Annotated in this window: 17 protein-coding genes; 11 read left to right on the top strand and 6 right to left on the bottom strand. The window is 60.8% G+C overall.

Annotation, left to right across the window (positions count from 1 at the left end; genetic code table 11):
* The first annotated feature begins 1 nt into the window (after nucleotide 1).
* The 5 genes from ilvC to DXT88_RS17560 all read left to right on the top strand — a co-directional run bounded on the left by ilvC (nucleotide 2) and on the right by DXT88_RS17560 (nucleotide 4578).
* Entirely contained in the window at nucleotides 2-1018 is a 1017-nt protein-coding gene (gene ilvC, locus DXT88_RS17580) for a ketol-acid reductoisomerase (RefSeq protein ID WP_016832337.1), read from the top strand.
* 239 nt (nucleotides 1019-1257) lie between these two features.
* Complete coding sequence (locus DXT88_RS17575) at nucleotides 1258-2004, top strand: SIMPL domain-containing protein (RefSeq protein WP_265215364.1); 747 nt, start codon at nucleotides 1258-1260, stop codon at nucleotides 2002-2004.
* Between the two features lie 354 nt (nucleotides 2005-2358).
* Complete coding sequence (locus DXT88_RS17570; protein WP_016832346.1) at nucleotides 2359-3000, top strand: phosphatidylserine decarboxylase; 642 nt, start codon at nucleotides 2359-2361, stop codon at nucleotides 2998-3000.
* A 29-nt stretch (nucleotides 3001-3029) separates the two neighbouring features.
* Nucleotides 3030-3896: a CDP-diacylglycerol--serine O-phosphatidyltransferase gene (gene pssA / locus DXT88_RS17565; RefSeq protein ID WP_016832347.1), complete on the top strand. Its 867-nt coding sequence runs from the start codon at nucleotides 3030-3032 to the stop codon at nucleotides 3894-3896.
* Nucleotides 3897-4074: 178 nt separating this feature from the next.
* Nucleotides 4075-4578, top strand: a complete 504-nt coding sequence (locus tag DXT88_RS17560; RefSeq protein WP_265215360.1) for a hypothetical protein — start codon at nucleotides 4075-4077, stop codon at nucleotides 4576-4578.
* On the opposite strand, the gene DXT88_RS17555 is transcribed toward DXT88_RS17560, so the two are convergent.
* The 3 genes from DXT88_RS17555 to DXT88_RS17545 form a co-directional block, all read right to left on the bottom strand.
* A complete protein-coding gene (locus DXT88_RS17555) occupies nucleotides 4579-5307 on the bottom strand; it encodes an alpha/beta hydrolase family protein (protein WP_265215358.1) in 729 nt (242 codons plus the stop codon).
* Nucleotides 5304-6806: a sensor domain-containing diguanylate cyclase gene (locus DXT88_RS17550; RefSeq protein ID WP_265215368.1), complete on the bottom strand. Its 1503-nt coding sequence runs from the start codon at nucleotides 6804-6806 to the stop codon at nucleotides 5304-5306. Before DXT88_RS17550 ends, DXT88_RS17555 begins: the two co-directional genes overlap by 4 nt.
* A gap of 133 nt (nucleotides 6807-6939) precedes the next feature.
* Nucleotides 6940-7305: a hypothetical protein gene (locus tag DXT88_RS17545; protein ID WP_016832351.1), complete on the bottom strand. Its 366-nt coding sequence runs from the start codon at nucleotides 7303-7305 to the stop codon at nucleotides 6940-6942.
* Nucleotides 7306-7484: 179 nt separating this feature from the next.
* On the opposite strand from DXT88_RS17545, the gene DXT88_RS17540 reads away from it, so the two are divergent.
* Nucleotides 7485-8981, top strand: coding sequence for an aminotransferase-like domain-containing protein (locus DXT88_RS17540; protein ID WP_050977607.1), 1497 nt, complete (start codon nucleotides 7485-7487; stop codon nucleotides 8979-8981).
* 199 nt (nucleotides 8982-9180) lie between these two features.
* Nucleotides 9181-10512, top strand: coding sequence for a tetratricopeptide repeat protein (locus DXT88_RS17535; RefSeq protein ID WP_265215355.1), 1332 nt, complete (start codon nucleotides 9181-9183; stop codon nucleotides 10510-10512).
* Between the two features lie 86 nt (nucleotides 10513-10598).
* Here DXT88_RS17535 and DXT88_RS17530 read toward each other — a convergent pair whose 3' ends face one another.
* Both DXT88_RS17530 and DXT88_RS17525 read right to left on the bottom strand, forming a co-directional pair.
* Nucleotides 10599-11522, bottom strand: a complete 924-nt coding sequence (locus tag DXT88_RS17530; RefSeq protein WP_265215353.1) for a sugar kinase — start codon at nucleotides 11520-11522, stop codon at nucleotides 10599-10601.
* Nucleotides 11523-11543: 21 nt separating this feature from the next.
* Nucleotides 11544-12839, bottom strand: coding sequence for an amino acid deaminase (locus DXT88_RS17525; protein ID WP_265215351.1), 1296 nt, complete (start codon nucleotides 12837-12839; stop codon nucleotides 11544-11546).
* A 170-nt stretch (nucleotides 12840-13009) separates the two neighbouring features.
* On the opposite strand from DXT88_RS17525, the gene DXT88_RS17520 reads away from it, so the two are divergent.
* The 4 genes from DXT88_RS17520 to DXT88_RS17505 all read left to right on the top strand — a co-directional run bounded on the left by DXT88_RS17520 (nucleotide 13010) and on the right by DXT88_RS17505 (nucleotide 17298).
* On the top strand, nucleotides 13010-13891 hold the full coding sequence (locus DXT88_RS17520) for a MurR/RpiR family transcriptional regulator (RefSeq protein ID WP_265215349.1): 882 nt from the start codon (nucleotides 13010-13012) through the stop codon (nucleotides 13889-13891).
* A 1-nt stretch (nucleotide 13892) separates the two neighbouring features.
* A complete protein-coding gene (locus DXT88_RS17515; RefSeq protein WP_265215347.1) occupies nucleotides 13893-15401 on the top strand; it encodes an N-acyl-D-amino-acid deacylase family protein in 1509 nt (502 codons plus the stop codon).
* A gap of 80 nt (nucleotides 15402-15481) precedes the next feature.
* Nucleotides 15482-15865, top strand: a complete 384-nt coding sequence (locus tag DXT88_RS17510) for a RidA family protein (protein WP_116433156.1) — start codon at nucleotides 15482-15484, stop codon at nucleotides 15863-15865.
* Between the two features lie 71 nt (nucleotides 15866-15936).
* Nucleotides 15937-17298, top strand: a complete 1362-nt coding sequence (locus tag DXT88_RS17505; RefSeq protein ID WP_029363007.1) for a GntP family permease — start codon at nucleotides 15937-15939, stop codon at nucleotides 17296-17298.
* A 70-nt stretch (nucleotides 17299-17368) separates the two neighbouring features.
* On the opposite strand, the gene DXT88_RS17500 is transcribed toward DXT88_RS17505, so the two are convergent.
* Nucleotides 17369-17890, bottom strand: a complete 522-nt coding sequence (locus DXT88_RS17500; protein ID WP_265215342.1) for an outer membrane protein assembly factor BamE — start codon at nucleotides 17888-17890, stop codon at nucleotides 17369-17371.
* Between the last annotated feature and the right edge of the window lie 36 nt (nucleotides 17891-17926).

Below are 17926 nucleotides of genomic sequence, written 5' to 3'. Positions count from 1 at the left end.
CATGAAAGTTTTTTACGACAAAGACGCAGACCTGTCCCTGATCAAGAACAAGAACGTGACCATCATCGGTTACGGTTCGCAAGGCCACGCCCACGCGCAAAACCTGAACGACTCCGGCTGCAAGGTCACCGTTGCGCTGCGCAAGGACGGCGCTTCGTGGAACAAGGCCAAGAACGCCGGCCTGAACGTTGCCGAAGTCAACGAAGCGGTCAAGGGCGCCGACGTCATCATGATCCTGCTGCCGGATGAAAACATCGGCCAGGTCTATGCAGAAAACGTCGCGCCGCACGCCAAGCAAGGCGCGACAGTCGCTTTCGCCCACGGCTTCAACATCCACTACGGCCAGGTCGTGCCGCGCGCCGACCTGGACATCATCATGATCGCGCCGAAGGCCCCGGGCCACACAGTGCGTTCGACCTACACCCAAGGCGGCGGCGTGCCGCATCTGATCGCGGTGTACCAGGACAAGTCCGGCACTGCGCGTGACGTTGCTCTGTCGTACGCTACCGCCAACGGCGGCGGCCGTGCCGGCATCATCGAAACCAACTTCCGCGAAGAAACCGAAACCGACCTGTTCGGCGAGCAGGCAGTGCTGTGCGGCGGCGCCGTCGAACTGATCAAGGCCGGTTTCGAAACCCTGGTGGAAGCCGGCTACGCGCCTGAAATGGCATACTTCGAATGCCTGCACGAACTGAAACTGATCGTCGACCTGATCTATGAAGGCGGCATCGCCAACATGAACTACTCGATCTCGAACAATGCGGAATACGGCGAATACGTCACCGGCCCGCGCATCATCAACGAAGAGAGCAAGAAGGTCATGAAGCAGGTGTTGAACGACATCCAGACCGGCGAATACGCCAAGAGCTTCATCCTGGAAAACAAGGCCGGCGCACCGACCTTGCTGTCGCGTCGTCGCATCAATGCCGAACACCAGATCGAAATCGTCGGCGAGAAGCTGCGCGCGATGATGCCTTGGATCAAGGCAAACAAGCTGGTCGATCAATCGAAGAATTAATCGATCTCTTGTCGATGACAAAAAGGACGCTTCGGCGTCCTTTTTTATTTTTGCGACTTACGACGATCAGTAACAAAGATGTTGCATTGCTTGCATCTTGTCACAATCGCATTGTTCCTCAGAAGAACTAAGCGTGCCGCAAGGCGTCCAAACGCCAGTCTTCGTTATTGCTTTCCTTTGCGCGTTCATGCACAGGACGGTACGAAACTCATCAATCCGTTTTATTTCTGGAGATATCCATGTCGCGCTCAAGCCAACTATTATTCGCCGCCGTACTCGCCACAGCCACGATGGCGGCACATGCGCAATCAGCTCAAACCAGCGGCACCATGGTCGTCATTCCTGCCTCGGGTGAACTTGTCGTGCCCAACGACGAAGCGCGCGCCACCTTGAACGTGGAGGAACAGGACAAGGACAAGGCCGCCGCCGCCTCGCGCGTCAACAAGAAGATGAAGCAGGGCATCGACGTCGTGAAGCGGCAAGACCCGCAAGCACAACTCAAGACACGCGGCTATTACACCTATGCGGTCTATGCCGAAGATCCGCGCCCGAGCAACAAGCCGCGTCCAATCGTCGGCTGGCGTGTGGGGCAATACCTCGACGTCACAACCACCAATCTGGAAGGCCTGCCGCGTACCGTGGCAGCAGCGCAGGGTATTCTGGGACTCAACAATCTGCAATTCGGACTGAGCCCGGCCGCGACCAAAAAACTGGATGCAGACCTCATCAATGCGACCTTCAAGAATCTCAATGAACGCATTGCATCCATTGCGGGCGCAATGGGTCGCCGCAGCAATGACGCCGTGGTGGAAACGGTGGATTTCGAAGGCTCCGGCAACTATGCCCAGAACGCGCCGGCGCCCAAGGCGATGATGATGCGCGCGATGGCCGATGCGCCGGCGCAGGATGCCGTCGCCGAGCCGAGCTTTGAGCCGGGCGACACCACCATCGGCATGCATCTGGTTGGCAAGGTGCGTTTCAAATAATTGATTGAGCGTCACCGGGCGGCGTGCAGTGCAGGCCGCCCGGTGTATTTATGCTCTGGCGCATCAGCCCGCTGCAGCGCCGTGACGTTCCTTCTCGTTCTGTCCATCCCTGCTGCCATTGTTCGCGTCAATCGACGTAATCGCGATAAAATAGGCCCTCATCAGAACAAGAATGGCTACCTCAGGCCACCAGGTCCCTCCGTTTTTCCTCCGGCCGGAATCTCTGGCTGTCATTCGCTGTCAACGGATAAATATCCGTTGATTTGACTTGCGGTGCGTTACATTTCTTAGGCGCTCGTCTAGAATAAGCACGCTTTAACATTTTGAAAACTATCAGCGACTATCGGAGCAACGTTGAATAACCACTATCCACATCCTATTATTGCCCGCGAAGGCTGGCCTTTTCTGGGCATTGCCGTTGTCGTCGCCGTTGTCGTCACCCTGATCGGTGGAGCATGGTCGATTCCGTTCTGGATCATCGCCTTGTTCGTGCTGCAATTCTTCCGTGATCCTCCACGCACCATTCCACAGAATCCGAACGCCGTGCTGTCGCCAGCCGATGGCCGCATCGTCGTGGTTGCCAAAGCCCACGATCCTTACACCAATCGCGAAGCGCTGAAGATCAGCGTGTTCATGAACGTGTTCAACGTTCACTCCAACCGTGCCCCGGTGGATGGCAAGATCGAGACCGTGCAGTATTTCCCCGGCAAGTTCGTCAATGCCGACCTCGACAAGGCTTCGCTGGAAAATGAGCGCAATGCACTGGCGATCACTGCGGCCAACGGCCAAAGCGTGACCTGCGTGCAAGTGGCCGGCCTGATTGCCCGCCGCATCCTGTGCTACGTCAAGGCCGGCGACGTACTGGCGCGCGGCCAGCGTTACGGCTTCATCCGTTTCGGCTCGCGCGTTGACGTGTACCTGCCGTTGACGGCCACCCCGAAAGTGAGTGTCGGCGAAAAAGTCTCGGCCACGGAAACCATCCTGGCTGAATTCTAATCACCCGACGCATATTGGACCGACTTCCCATGGCAACTTTCCGCAGACGCAAAAACAAGGGCGCGATTCCGTTTCCGAAATCCTTGCGCAGCCATAAGACGCCGATGTATCCGGCCCAGCTGGAAGACGTCGACGGCGCGCCGATCGTGCGTCCGCGGCGTTCGCGCGGCATTTACCTGCTGCCCAATGCTTTTACGACGGCGGCGTTGTTCTGCGGTTTCTACGCCATCGTGATGGCGATGAACCTGAAGTTCGACCATGCCTCCATTGCGATTTTCGTCGCCATGGTGCTGGACAGCCTGGACGGTCGCGTGGCGCGCATGACCAACACGCAAAGCGAATTCGGCGCCCAGTACGACAGCCTGTCCGACATGGTGTCGTTCGGCGCGGCACCGGCGCTGGTGGTGTATGAATGGTCACTGCGCGGCATGGGCAAGCTGGGCTGGCTGGCGGCGTTCGTGTATTGCGTCGGCGGCGCATTGCGCCTGGCCCGCTTCAACACCAACATCGCGGTGGTCGACAAGCGTTACTTCCAGGGTTTGCCGAGTCCTGCGGCTGCGGCGCTGGTAGCCGGCTTCGTGTGGCTGATGGACGACCTGCGTTTCGCCGGCACCGACTTGAGCTGGGCGGCGTGGATCATCACCTTGTATGCCGGCATCACGATGGTGACCAACGTACCGTTCTACAGTTTCAAGGACATCAACTTCCGCAAGCCGGTACCGTTCATCGCGGCCTTGCTGGTGGTGGTGCTCCTGGTGGTGATCTCCAGCGATCCGTCCAAGGTGCTGTTCGGCCTGTTTGTCCTGTACGGTTTGTCCGGCTACATCGTGTATGCCTGGCGCAAGATCAAGGGCAAGCCCGTCAGCATCGTGCAGACGGAACACGAAGAAAAATAGCCTTCAGGCAATTAAAGTCGATAAAAACCGCCGCAGCGCAAGCCCGGCGGTTTTTTTACGTCATGGGATGGAGCAACCGGCTGCGGTTGTCACTGTTGCATCGAAAAACATCCGCTTGGCTGCTAGACTGAAATGGAAGGACTGATATGGAAGGACTGATTCAGCCGGCGAGGACCTGATGGCCATTGCAATCAACAGTTCGTTTACCGCCAGCGTTCCGGCTGCCTATGGAGGCAGTACGCCGGTGATCGACCTCGGCCTGAGCCCGGCTGCGATCAGTACGGCGGTGGCGCTGACCAATGCCGGATCGGTGGTTGTCAGTATCAGTGGCGCACCCGCCGGATCGGTCACCTATACGGCAGCCGGTTTGTTGCGTGAAATCTCTTTTGCCGGCGTGCCCGCGCCAAGACCATCGCCGCAAGTTGTGCAGCAGGAACGGCAACCGTCCGCAGCAGCCAACTCGACATCTGCGGGTTCACCCGCGAATGATGGGCAGCAACCGGACCAGAGCCAGCCCAGCGTGGATGGCCTCTACAACGGCAGCGGTGTCTTCACGCCGACCAGCGGCCTCTCGCCGCAAATCACCGCCGTGCTGCGCAGCGATCCGGGCTTGTCGGCCATTGCGGCCAACGACTCGTTCGTTACGGGCGTTGTCGGCACGCTGGTGTCGACCAGCGCCTGATCATTTTTCTTCCCGGTTTTCCAATTTCCCCGCACTGATGGCGGTGGCGATGCGTCGCCGCAGTCCGGCGTCTTGCGCGATTTTTTCGCTGAGGCGGTGGTCTGCGCCGGGCAGGTCGATCAGCCTTCGGAAGCGCGCCGACTGCGCCGCGTCCATCAACAGATCGGCGACGTCGTACGGTATCACGGTGTCGTCGAGCGCGCGGATGATCGTCAGGCCGCCGCGATAGCTGCGGATCAATTCCAGCGTTTCCGCATCTCGCCAGCTGGCGGGGCGCCGTATCGCGGCGGAGAAAGCCGGACCGAACGGCAACGCAAAGGCCGCCCGATCGTAAATCGCACCGACCATCAGGACCACATGATCGATGTCGCCGGCATCGCTGCAAGCCAGGCGAATGGCGATTTCGCCACTCATGCTGACGCCGACGACGGTGTGGACGCGATGTTCCGGATCGAGGTGTTGCCGTGCTTGTTCAGCCTGGCGCAGACGTTTCTGCAGCGAGCCCGGCGTGTGGGCGCTGCTCTCGCCATGACCGGAAAAATCGAAGGCGATGCTGCCAAGGCCGAGCGTCGCAAGCTCTTCCCGCAGCAGGCGCTGGCGTTGGCGCTGGCTTTGTCCGGCGCCATGCAGGAACAGTGCTCCAGGCACGCCCACCGAATTCGTCGCGTCCAGGATGTCGCCGACAATGGTCTCGTCGTCGACCGTCAGCTCAAAGCGCCGCTCGTTCATTCCGGAGAGTTGTGCCGCCGTTCGTTGCCGGGCGTCTTGGCGTAGTAGGAGCGTTTATCTTCATACATCAGCGCATCCGCGCGCTGCACTGTCGTCTCCAGGCGTTCGCCGTGCTGGCTGGTGGCGCTGCCCATGGAAAGGCTCAGCGGCGAGCCGGAGTAATACTGATTGTTGATGTCGATCAGGCTCTGGATGTTTTCCATCATGGCGATGGCGCCGCGTTCGTCGGTGGCCGGCATCAGGATGGCGAACTCGTCGCCGCCAATGCGCGCCGCGTGGATGGGACGGTCCGCCGCCTTGCCCAGCACTTCGCCGATGCGACGCAGCAGGGCATCGCCGGCAGCATGGCCGAGCTGATCGTTGACTTCCTTGAGGCCGTTGAGATCGGCCATGATGACGCTGACCGGAAGCGGCCCCTTGCGCTCCAGACGATTCATCTCATCGACCATGAAGGCGCGGTTGTGCAGCTTGGTCAGCTCGTCGTGCTTGCCGAGGAATTCGAGATAGGCTTCGGCCTTCTTGCGCGCGGTGATGTCGGTCAGCGCGACCAGCACCAGATCCCAATTTTCTTCGTGGCCGGGGAATACCGAGAACTGCAGATGCACGTGCAACTGCTCGCCATTGAGTGCGTAGTTCACCACTTCGCGCTGGTGGAACAGATTGCCATGCCACAGCTCGCCCAGCTGCTCGTTGAAATGCGGGCGCATGTCGTCGCGGAACACCTCGCTCAGGCGCGACAGCAAGGTCTGCTTGTCGGGCGCATGGAACATCGTCAGCGTCTGCTGGTTGACGTCGATGACGCGGATCTCCTGCATGCAGCGCTCGACGAACTCTGGATGCACATCGGTGAACACGCGGAAATCCTTGATGCCGATCTGGCGCAAGTCGCCGAACAGGCGCTTGACCGCACTGAAATCTTCCACCCAGAGAGAAATCGGCGAGTACTCGAACAGCCCGCGCGCATAGTCTTCGCTGTGCGTCAGCTTGCGCCGCGCGGTTTCGCGTTCGGTGACGTTTTCCACCGCCAGCAACACGCGCTCCCAGCTGTCTTCATAGCCGGGCAGGATACGGGCGTTGAGCTGGATGTCGAGGCGCTTGCCGGACAACGTGTAATTGACGCTGTGGCTGGAGAATTCGTGCTTGCCTTCCCACACCTGCAGCAGTTCTTCGATATGCGTGTGCAGCATGTCGTCGCGGAATACCTTGTCGAGGTTGGCGATCAGATGCGCCAGGTTGTCGGCCTCGAACAATTGCAAGGTCTTGCTGTTGACTTGCAGGACGCGGATGTTCAGGGTGCATTCGTGGACGCGCGACAGGTCGGCCTGCAAATAGCTGCGCAAATCGGTGACGCCGGCTTCGCGCCAGGCCTCGAGCAGTTTTTTGACGCCGCTGAAATCTTCCAGCCACATGGAGACGGGAGCCAGCTCAAACATCTCCGCATTGACGAGTTCGCCATCTGCGGTGACGGCATTGTCGGGAGTGCGGCTTTGATTCTGCATAACGATGAAGAAGGGTGGGTGACGCAATAGTGTAATGCCTTTAATGCAATGCACCCACATTCTTCAGGGTTAATTCACGTATTTTTTGATGAGAATTATGCAATTTTGCAAGGTGAACGCCAGTACTCAATTTTTATCGCGACGCCAGCAATTGCAGCGCCATGTTGCGCAAGCGCCGAACCGGCGCCGATGCCATCCGTACCAAGGATTCCAGCGAAAAGTAGCGCGTCGGCAAGCTGGCATAATGCAGAACTTCTGCCGCGCGCGTTGCATGCAGGCAAGTCCATCCCCCGCGTTCGATCTGGTAGTGCTGGCCTTCGTGGACCGTGGACAAAGTCCTCAATACGGCGTCGGACAGCCATTCGGGCGACTCGCGCAGGCGGATGCTGCCGGCTTGCACCACCAGCACGGCATCGCGGCGGCTCCACAAGTAATAGCTTTGGCCGGTGCTGAGCTGGATCCGGGTCGGAGCGGTCTGAGGGCTGTCGGTTGTGCGCATGATGTTTCCCTGTTGGTTGGCGTAGGGATAGTCTAGGCAAGAGCGAGCATGCGAAACAGGCACAGCCCGTTGTCATGTGAATCGAAACAGCAGGCATTTTTTTGATCTGTTATCGTCTGTTTTCGATCGCTCTGTATCTATCGCCGCCATCCCGGAACGCTGAAGATTCATCCATGGACATGCAACCACCCCCGTTCGCCGCTGCTGCGGCCACATCCGCACTCACGCCGGTAGCGCCACCCGCGTTGCCGATTTACCGTCGGCTGGCCGAGCACTACCTGTCGGCGATCCAGTCGGGCACGCTGGCGCCCGGCGACCGCATGCCGTCGGTGCGCGACCTGATGCGCCAGCACCATGTCAGCCTGTCGACCGCGCTGCAGACCTTGCGTCATCTGGAAGAAGGCGGCTGGCTGGAAGCGCGTCCGCGTTCCGGCTATTTCGTGCGCCAGCCGCGCCGCGCCACGATCCGGCCGGTGGGTGAGCCCAACATTCTGGCGCCGCTCGATCCCGCCCAATATGTGGGGATTCACGAGCAGGTCTCCGATTTCATCGCGCGCCGGCAATTGCAGGCCCCCACCATTGATCTGAGCGGCATGACCTGCGCGCCCGAGCTGTATGCCGTCGAAGCGCTCAAGAACGCCGCCATCCGCGCCTTGCGCGAGCAGCCTTCCTTGCTCACCAGCGCCATGCCGATCAACGGCAACGCCACATTCCGCCAGGTGGTGGCGCGCCGGGCGCTCAACGCGGGCATTCGCATCGGCGCCGATGACGTGGTGGTCACGCACGGCTGCATCGAGGCGCTCAACCTGGCGCTGCGCGCGGTGGCACAGGCGGGCGATACCATCGCGGTGGAGTCGCCGACCTATTTCGGCCTGTTGCAGACGCTGGAAAGCCTGGGCATGCGCGCGCTGGAGATTCCGACCAGTCCGCAGACCGGGATTTCGATCGAGGCGCTCGAACTGGCCATCCAGACGTACGGTAACATCAAGGCGGTGGTGGTGGTGCCGACCCTGCAGAATCCGCTCGGCTGCATCATGCCCGACGCGCACAAGGAACGCCTGGTGGCGCTGTGCGAGCGTTGTGCGGTGCCGCTGATCGAAGACGACGCCTACAGCGAACTGGCCGACGGCGACGTCGCGCCGAGCGCCGCCAAGGTCTGGGACCGCAGCGGCAATGTGATTTATTGCGCCTCGCTCAACAAGGTGCTGGCGCCGGGCATGCGGCTGGGTTGGATGACCAGCGGCAAATGGCATGAGCGGGTCAAGATGCTCAAATTCGCCTATACCCGCGCCAACGAGGAATGGACCCAGATCACCGCCGCCAACTACATGGGATCGCCAGCTTACGATCGCCACCTGCGGCGCTTGCGCGGCAGCTTGAAGGAACAGCGCGAGCAGATGGCGGAAGCGATCGCCGGCTACTTCCCGCCGGAGACGCGTCTGAGCGTGCCCAACGGCGGCGTCGGCTTGTGGGTGGAGTTGCCGCGCGGGCTGTCGTCCAAGGCGGTGTTCGCCGCCGCGCTCAATCAGGGCATCGGGGTGTCGCCCGGCGTGATCTTTTCCAATTCAGACCGTTTCGATCACTACCTGCGCCTGTGCTGCGGCAAGCCGTTTACGCACGAGCTGGATCAGGCCTTGCGCAAGCTGGGCGGGATTGTGGAGCGCATGCCGGGCTGAGCAACAGCGGCATGCGGCTGTCGAAAAAGCTTTCCTGCTGCGGCCGGAGAGCTTTTTTTTGCTTCCTGGAAGAAAACTTGTAAGATTGCGTTCGATCCCCGCGACAAAGCACCACTTGCCGAACGGTGTGCTGCCTTGATTTCCGCGTCGCAGCCGGACAGGCGTGTTCCTAAATTCAGAACAAGTTACAGGAAAGCATATGCAGTCTCTTTCTCAAGGCGGAGCAGACGCGGCGCTGCTGCAGCTGCTGCAGCAGGCGATCAGTTTCCATACCGGCGGCGATCTGGCCCGGGCCGAGCGGATTTACCGCGAAGTGCTGGCGCAGGATCCGGTCCATCCGATCGCCTTGCACTACCTCGGTATTTTCTTGCATCAGAACGGCCAGCATGACGAAGGCGTGCAGAGCATCCGCCTGTCATGCGCACTGCAACCGGACAACGCAGCCTGGCACAACGACCTCGGCAACGTGCTGTTCGCGCTGCGCGAATTCGGAGAGGCCTCCGAAGCCTATCAGGCCTCGCTCGATGCCGATCCGCACGACCATGTGGTGTGGAACAATCTGGGCTCCTCCCAACTGCAGCATAACGACAGCGAAGGCGCGATTGCGTCTTTCAAGCAGGCCGTCGCGCTGTCTCCGGAATTCGGTCCGGCGCTGATCCATCTCGGCAATATCTATGACGCCGCCGGCGACAAGATGACCAGTTCGCACTATCAGTGCCGCGCCTTCGTATTGCCGCCGCTGGAAGGAAAGTCGAAGGAGATGCTGGGCATTTCGTTTTACTTCCTCGGTCGCCTGCAAGAGGCCGCCGACATCTATCGCGACTGGATGGAAGACGAACCCGACAATCCGATTGCCGCGCACATGTATGCTGCCTGTTCGCAGATCGAAGTGCCCGGCCGGGCGTCGGACAGCTATCTGGAAAAACACTTCGACCGTTATGCCGAGACCTTCAACGCCAACCTGGTCGGCAGCCTCGGCTATCGCGGCCCGCAACTGATGGCGCAAGGGCTGGATATCATCGGTGCCGCCGGCAAGCAATACGACGTGCTCGACCTCGGTTGCGGCACCGGCTTGTGCGCGCCCATCGTGGCCGCCCATGCGCGCTCGCTGACCGGCGTCGACCTGTCGGGCAAGATGCTCGACCAGGCGCGTGCACGCGGTGGTTACGACCGGCTGATCAAGCAGGAAATCACCGACTTCATGGCGGCCGAATCACAGGCGTTCGACCTCGTTCTGGCTGCCGACACGCTGATTTATTTTGGCGATCTGGAGAAAGTGTTTGATGCCGTGGCGAGCACGCTCAGGAGCGCCGGCCATTTCGTGTTCACGGTGGAAGCCGTCATGCCGGAAGCAGGACAAGTCGTCGGTTTTCAGTTGCACCCGAGCGGCCGTTACCGTCACGGCACAGACTATGTCATGCGTTGCCTGGCGGCGGCCGGGCTCACGCTGGTCAGCATGACCGAGGCAACGCTGCGCGAAGAAATCCGCCAGCCGGTCAAAGGCGTGCTGGCGGTGGCGCAAAGAACCTAGCGCCAGCGGCAAAACGGCAGGCGAAAAAAGAGCGGCGGGCCACAGCCTCGCCGCTCTTTTCATTTGTGCATCTGGTGTTCGTCAAGTCAGTTCAGGCGGCTCAATACCCCGCGCACTTGTTCCGCAGTCGGGATCGGCGCGACGGCGCCGTAGCCGGTGGTGGAAATCGCCGCCGCCACATTGGCGTAGCGCGCTGCTTCGAACGGATCCTTGCCGTCGACCAATTGCGCAATGAAGGCGCCGCCGAAGCAGTCGCCGGCGCCGGTGGCATCGATGGCCTCCACCGCGTGGGCGGGCACCATGCGGCGTTCAGCGGATGTCGCCACGTAGCAGCCATCCTTGCCGAGTTTGAATGCGACCAGTTTGACGCCGTATCCCAGCAATTTGTCGACGATGGCGTCGCGGTCTTCCAGGCCGGTCAAGGCGCTGACGTCTTCCCAGCTCGGCAGGCAGATGTCGCACAGCGCAAAGGCTTCGGCCATTCTGGCGCGGGCGCGTTCCAGCGGCCACAGGCGCAGTCGCAAGTTGGTGTCGAGCGAGGTCAGGGTGCCGTTCTTGCGCGCATGCGCCATCGCCGCCAGACCGGCGTCGCAGGCGCTTTTGCTGATGGCCAGACTGATGCCGGACAAATGCAGCACCTTGGCTTCGGCGATGGCTTGCAGGGGCAGGTGTGCCGGCGTGTAACGGCTGGCGGCGGAATTTGAACGCAGGTAAGTGAAGTGATGGCCGGCATTGTCGTGCGTGACGAAGTACACGCCCGACGGCGCATCCTGCACCACGCTGACATACGCATCGTCGACGCGCTCGGCTTTCCACAAGGCCTGCAGGCTCTTGCCGAAATGATCGTCGCCGACCGCGCTGACATAGGCGGTGTCGGCGCCCTGACGGGCTGCAGCGATACAGAAGTTGGAGGTGTCGCCGCCGAAGCCTTCCAGGTAATAGCGCGGATTGTCGGTGCTCTGGTTGAATTCCACCATCGCTTCGCCATAGGCGAGGATTTTCTTGCTCATGATGTCGAAGTAATTAAAAACTCAGAAGAAGGTCTGGACGATGTCGAGAACGTTGAATTTGGCGTCCAGCACCGGCAGGTGGCGCCACTTGTCGAACGTCAGGCAAGGGTGCGAAATGTCGAAGGCGATCATGTCGCCCACGCGGATGTCGTCGCCCGGCGCAATCCTGAGATAGGCGTGCTGATCCATCATGCCGGTGACTTCCCAATGCGCAGGAGAATCGGCAGGCGCGAGGTCCTGGCCCGGACGGAAGCGCTTCACCGGCAGCGGCAGGCCGGCGTCGAAGGCGGCGTCGCGCTTGCCCAGGGCGATGATGGCCTTGTCGGCTTCCGGAATCGATTGCACGTACGCCCACAATTGCAGGGCCGGCAGCAGTTCGCTGCGCATCTTGCGTGCGACCGGATTGCGGGTCTGGATCTGTTCCTGCGCGGCGCGATAAACGCCGACGTCATGCGTGAGATAGCAGCCGGGGCGCAGCACCACGTCCAGCGGCACGCCGATGTCGGCGCCGGCGAACTCTTCCGCGACCACGTCGTACCAGGCCGAGCCGGCGCCGGTCAGGACTGCCGGCTTTTGCGCCGTGCGATGGCTGAGGTAGCCTTGTTGCACCAGGTCTTTGGCGCATTGCACTGCGCGTTGCAGGAACAGGCGGATATCGGCCTCTTCCTTGAGCACGCCTTCGTACACTTCGATGCCGGACAGCGCGATGCTGCCTTCCCAGCGCTTGACGGCGGCCAGTACGGCGGCCTGTTGTTCATTGTCGCGCACGCCGGTGCGGCCGCCGACAGGACCCAGTTCCAGCAGGACGTTGAGGGTTTGTTTTTTCTCCGAGAAGAAGCGGCCGAGCTGATCGACCAGATCGGCGGAATCGACCAGGCAAAAGAATTCGAAGGACGGATCTTCCAGCAGGCGCGAGACGATCTGCATGTTTTGCTTGCCGACCAGCTGATTGGCCATCAGCACGCGGCGCACGCCGTGGTGATAGGCGACATTGGTCTGGTGCGCGGTGGCCAGGGTGATGCCCCAGGCGCCGGTGGCGAGCTGGCGCGCGAACAGCTTCGGCGCCATCGTGGTCTTGCCGTGCGGCGCCAGCTTGACGCCGTATTCGGTCACGAAACGCTGCATCCAGTCGAGGTTGTGCGTCAGGCGCTCTTCATACAGCACGGCGGTCGGCAGGCTCAGGTCTTCCTTGAGGAGATTCCAGGGCAGGGCATTGGCAGCGTCGGGCGCCAACGGCGCAGTGAGCGTACCGATTCCCTTGTTGAGCGGATCGATGATGCCACTTTGCCATTCTTTCTGGTAGTTTGTATCATTCATCTTGAATTTCTCCTCAAAAATTTGATTTGACGTAATCATAGTCCTGAATTTACTATGTTGGAAGTGTGTTATAAACTAACACGAAAAAAATTAGAGCGCCTCCGGTAGCAGGTTTTAACGGCAGTTCCGATTCGGCGCTCATCCACAATTCGAGACTTCATTCCGCAGCCATGGCACAAGCTTTCGACATCGTTTCACGCATTACCGAGCGCAGCGGTCAGTTGCGCCTGGCGGAGCAAAAGGTCGCCGAGGCGATCCTGAGCGATTTGTCCTTCGCCGCCAGCGCCAGCATTGGCGAACTTGCGCTGAAGGCCGGAGTCAGTCTGGCGAGTGTGACGCGTTTTGCCAAGGCCATGGGTTGCCGCGACGTGCGCGAATTCAAGTTCATGCTGGCGCAGGCCGTGGCGGTCGGCCAACGCTTCTTCGATGGCGTCAAAACCATTCCGTCCGGACAACCGCCGGAACTGATCGACGTTGTCTACAACGACATTCACGCGGTGCTGGAAGTCAATCGCGCGCTGATAAATTCCGACGCTCTGGCGCGCGCCGCCGAACTGCTGCGCGACGCGCGCATGATTTATTCGTTCGGCATGGGCGGCGGTTCCACCATGATGTCCGACGAAGCGCGCTATCGCCTGGTGCGACTGGGTCGCCCGGTGGCGACGTACCACGATGCCTTGTTGCAGCGCATGGTGGCGGCGACGCTGGACAAGAACGATGTGCTGCTGGTCTTTTCGACCACGGGCAACGTGCCGGAGTTGCTGACCAATTGCGAAGTCGCCAAGGAATACGGCGTCAAGATGATCGGCATCACTGCACTCGGCTCGCCGCTGGCCGGCATGGTCGACGTGCTGCTGCCGATCAAGACGCTGGAAACTGATTTCATTTTCAAACCGTCGTCGTCGCGCTACGCCATGATGATGGTGCTGGACATGCTGGTGCTGGAACTGGCCCTGCTGCAGAAGGATCGCAGCCAGGAACAGTTGCGGCGCCTGAAGTATGTGCTCGACATGCATCGCGGCGGCGGCGACCGTCAGCCGCTGGGAGATTGATATGACTACCTTCGACACTTCCGACGTTTCAAGTTCCGCGCGCACCTGCGACACCCTGATCCGAAATGTCTTCGTGGTCGACGGCAGCGGCAACGATCCCGTGGTCGCCGACGTCGCCATTGCCGGCGGCCGCATCGCCGCCATCGGTGCGCTCGGCGACTGGCAGGCGCAACAGGTGATGGACGGCACAGGGAAAGTCCTCAGCCCCGGCTTCATCGATGTCCATACGCATGACGACACCAACGTGATCCGCATGCCGGACATGTTTCCCAAGCTGTCGCAAGGCGTCACCACCGTGGTGGTCGGCAACTGCGGCATCAGCGCGTCGCCGGTCACGCTCAAGGGCGATCCGCCGGATCCGATGAATCTGCTCGGTCAGTCCACTGCATTTTCCTATCCCACATTCGCCAGCTATGTCGCCGCCATCGACGCTGCCAGGCCCTCGGTCAACGTCGCCGCGCTGGTCGGCCACACCGCCTTGCGCAGCAATCACATGGACCGGCTCGATCGCGCCGCCAGCGATGCCGAAATCGTCGGCATGCGCGACCAGCTGACCGAAGCGCTGGAGCATGGCGCGCTTGGCCTGAGCACCGGCCTGGCCTACGGCAACGCCATCAATGCGCCGACCGGAGAAGTACTGGCGCTGGCCGAGCCGCTGGCGGAATACGGCGCGATGTACGCGACCCATTTGCGCAGCGAATTCGCCGACATCCTCGTCGCCATGGATGAAGCCTTCCGCATCGGCAAGCATGCGCGCGTGCCGGTGGTGATCTCGCATCTCAAATGCGCCGGGGTCGAAAATTGGGGCCGCAGCAGCGAAGTGCTGGCAGCGCTGGAGCAGGCCGAAAAACATCAGCACGTCGGCTGCGACTGCTATCCCTATACCGCCAGCTCCTCGACACTGGATCTGAAGCAGGTCACCGACACCTATCCCATCCAGGTCACCTGGTCGGAGCCGCATCCGGAGCAGGGCGGCAAGCTGCTGTCCGAGATCGCCGCGGGATGGCAGGTCGACATGACGGAGGCGGCGCGCCGCCTGATGCCGGCCGGCGCGGTGTACCACTGCATGGCCGACGACGACGTCAATCGCATCCTGAGCCATCCGGCCACCGTGATCGGTTCCGATGGACTGCCGAATGATCCGCTGCCGCATCCGCGCCTGTGGGGAGCTTTTCCGCGCGTGCTCGGCTATTACAGCCGCGAGCAGAAATTATTCTCGCTGGCAGCCGCAGTGCGCAAGATGACCGGCTTGTCGGCGCAGCGTTTCGGCCTGCACGAACGCGGCTTGGTCAAGGCCGGTTACTGGGCCGATCTGGTGCTGTTCGATGCCGCCACCATTCGCGACGCCGCCACGTTCACCGATCCGATGCAGCCGGCGCACGGCATTGACGCCGTCTGGGTCAACGGCGTGCTGTCGTATCGCGGCGACGACAAGAAGGCCACCGGCGAACGAGCCGGTCGTTTCCTGGCGCGTCAACGGATTCCGGCGGAAGACACCGCGGCAGCGTAATTCACGACAAACAATTGCAATAGCGGGATGCGTCGATGGTCGAGCAGTATCCCGATTTCATTACTTGAAGGAGAAACATTATGAGTATCAAGCGATATGGCGTCGACGGCGGCAAAGGCACCGGCGGACAGCATCTTCCTTTCGCCCGCGCAGTGGAAGCGGACGGCTGGCTGTACGTCTCCGGCCAGGTGGCGATGGTCGATGGCGAAGTGATCGACGGCGGCATCGTGGCGCAGTCGCACCAGGCCATCAAGAACGTGCTGGCCATTCTCAAGGAAGCCGGTTACGGCCCGGAACACGTGGTGCGTTGCGGCGTCTGGCTGGACGACACGCGTGACTTCCAGTCCTTCAATAAAGTATTCAAGGAATACTTCGGCGCCAACCCGCCGGCGCGCGCCTGCGTGCAGTCGGCAATGGTCGTCGACTGCAAGGTTGAAGTAGATTGCGTGGCGTTCAAGCGCTGAGTTGAATGAGGCCTGGGGGGCAATGAAACCCGGGGTTGAGTGAAATCCAAATTTGGGGTGAGGAGACGGAAATGGAAGCTGTACAAGGAAGCATGTTGCTGATCTATGCGCTGGTGGCGGTGATCGCATTGATCGTGTTGATCGCGAAATTCAAGATGAATCCGTTCATCGTACTGATCGTGGTCTCGTTGATATTGGGTCTGGCTGTCGGCATGCCGATGGGCGCAATCGTCAAGTCGTTTGAAACGGGGGTGGGTAACACGCTCGGGCATATCGCGCTGGTGGTCGGTCTCGGCACCATGCTGGGCAAGATGATGGCGGAGTCGGGCGGCGCCGAACGCATCGCGACGACGATGATCGGCGCCTTTGGTGAAAAGAACGTGCACTGGGCAATGATGACGGTGGCGTTCATCGTCGGCCTGCCGGTGTTCTTCGAAGTCGGTTTCGTGCTGCTGATCCCGATCGCCTTCAACGTCGCCAAGCGCACCGGCACGTCAATGGTGCTGGTCGGTATCCCGATGGTCGCGGGCTTGTCGGTCGTGCACGGCCTGATTCCTCCGCATCCTGCGGCGTTGCTGGCGGTGACCGCATATAACGCGGACATCGGTCGCACCATCCTGTTCGCGCTGATCGTCGGTATTCCGACGGCCATCATTGCCGGTCCGATCTTCGGCAAGCTGATGTCGAAAGTGGTGATCCCCAATCCGGATAATCCCCTGATCGGCCAGTTTGTCGACCAGGGCGCAAATGGTGGGACCAAGCGCGAACTGCCGGGTTTCGGCATCACGCTGTTCACCATCCTGTTGCCGGTGGCGCTGATGCTGATCGGCAGCTGGGCCGACCTGTTCTTTACGCCCAAGACCTTCGCCAACGATTTCCTGCGCCTGATCGGCAATTCGGTGATCGCGCTGTTGATCGCCACGCTGGTCAGTTTCTACACCTTCGGCAAGCTGCGCGGTTTCAATCGCGAAGCGATCCTCAAATTCACCAATGAATGCCTGGGCCCGATCGCCAGCATTACTCTGGTGGTGGGCGCCGGAGCCGGTTTCGGCCGCATCCTGATGGACGGCGGCGTGTCCAAGGCCATCGTCGGCATCGCGACCGACGCGCATCTGTCGCCGTTGCTGCTGGGCTGGTTCGTGGCGGCGCTGATTCGCGTCGCGACCGGTTCGGCAACGGTGGCGATGACCACCGCTTGCGGTATCGTGGCGCCCATCGTGATGTCGGTCGGCGGCACCCGCCCGGAACTGATGGTGCTGGCCACCGGCGCCGGTTCGCTGATCCTGTCGCACGTCAACGACGGCGGTTTCTGGCTGGTCAAGGAGTACTTCAACATGACCGTGCCGCAAACCTTCAAGACCTGGACCGTCTGCGAAACGCTGATCTCGGTGTTGGCCTTGTTGTTCACCCTGGCCCTGTCGACTGTGATCTGAGTTGTCTGACGCCAAATAAAAAACCGCTTTTTCAAGCGGTTTTTTTATGTCCGGGCTGGAACATGAACGATCAGAAGCGCATGCGGCTGTCGTCATAACGCGGATCGGGACCATTCTCGACTTTGCGGACGATGCCGTTGTCATCGAAGTAGACCGTCATCTGCGAGTTCCAGACGCCGCTTTCCTTGAATCCGTAGTTCCACGCTTCGTACGGGATGCGGGCATATCGCATTACCTCGGTCGGTCGGCCGACGATACGCAATACATCGTTCTTGGTGGCCTGGTCGATTTTGATCGACTGGAATTTCTGGATCGTCCACACTTGCTCGTAGGAAAGCAGACGTCCGTCCGGACCGATGCGCGCCATGTACGCGTACTGTCCGAAAGGACCCGGCGCGTATTCGAGCAGCCGGGTGTTGCCATCCGGATAGACGGCGGTCGGCGGCCCCAGGCGAGTGACGACCTGCTCTTCGGAGTCGCCGGCAGCCACCGGCGGCGCGAGCAGGCTGGCGCAGCCGCTCAGCGACAGGGCTGCAGCCGCCAGCAATGGGGCAAGGAAGGGCAGACGATGCAAGGAAATGAGGCGTCTCATGATCAATTTTGTGAAAAAGCAAACAGGAAAGACTCC

This window comes from Herbaspirillum lusitanum (assembly GCF_026127345.1).
GTDB classification, from domain to species: Bacteria; Pseudomonadota; Gammaproteobacteria; order Burkholderiales; family Burkholderiaceae_D; genus Herbaspirillum; species Herbaspirillum lusitanum.
Note: the sequence above shows the minus strand (reverse complement) of the source record. Positions and strands in the feature narration are given on the sequence as shown.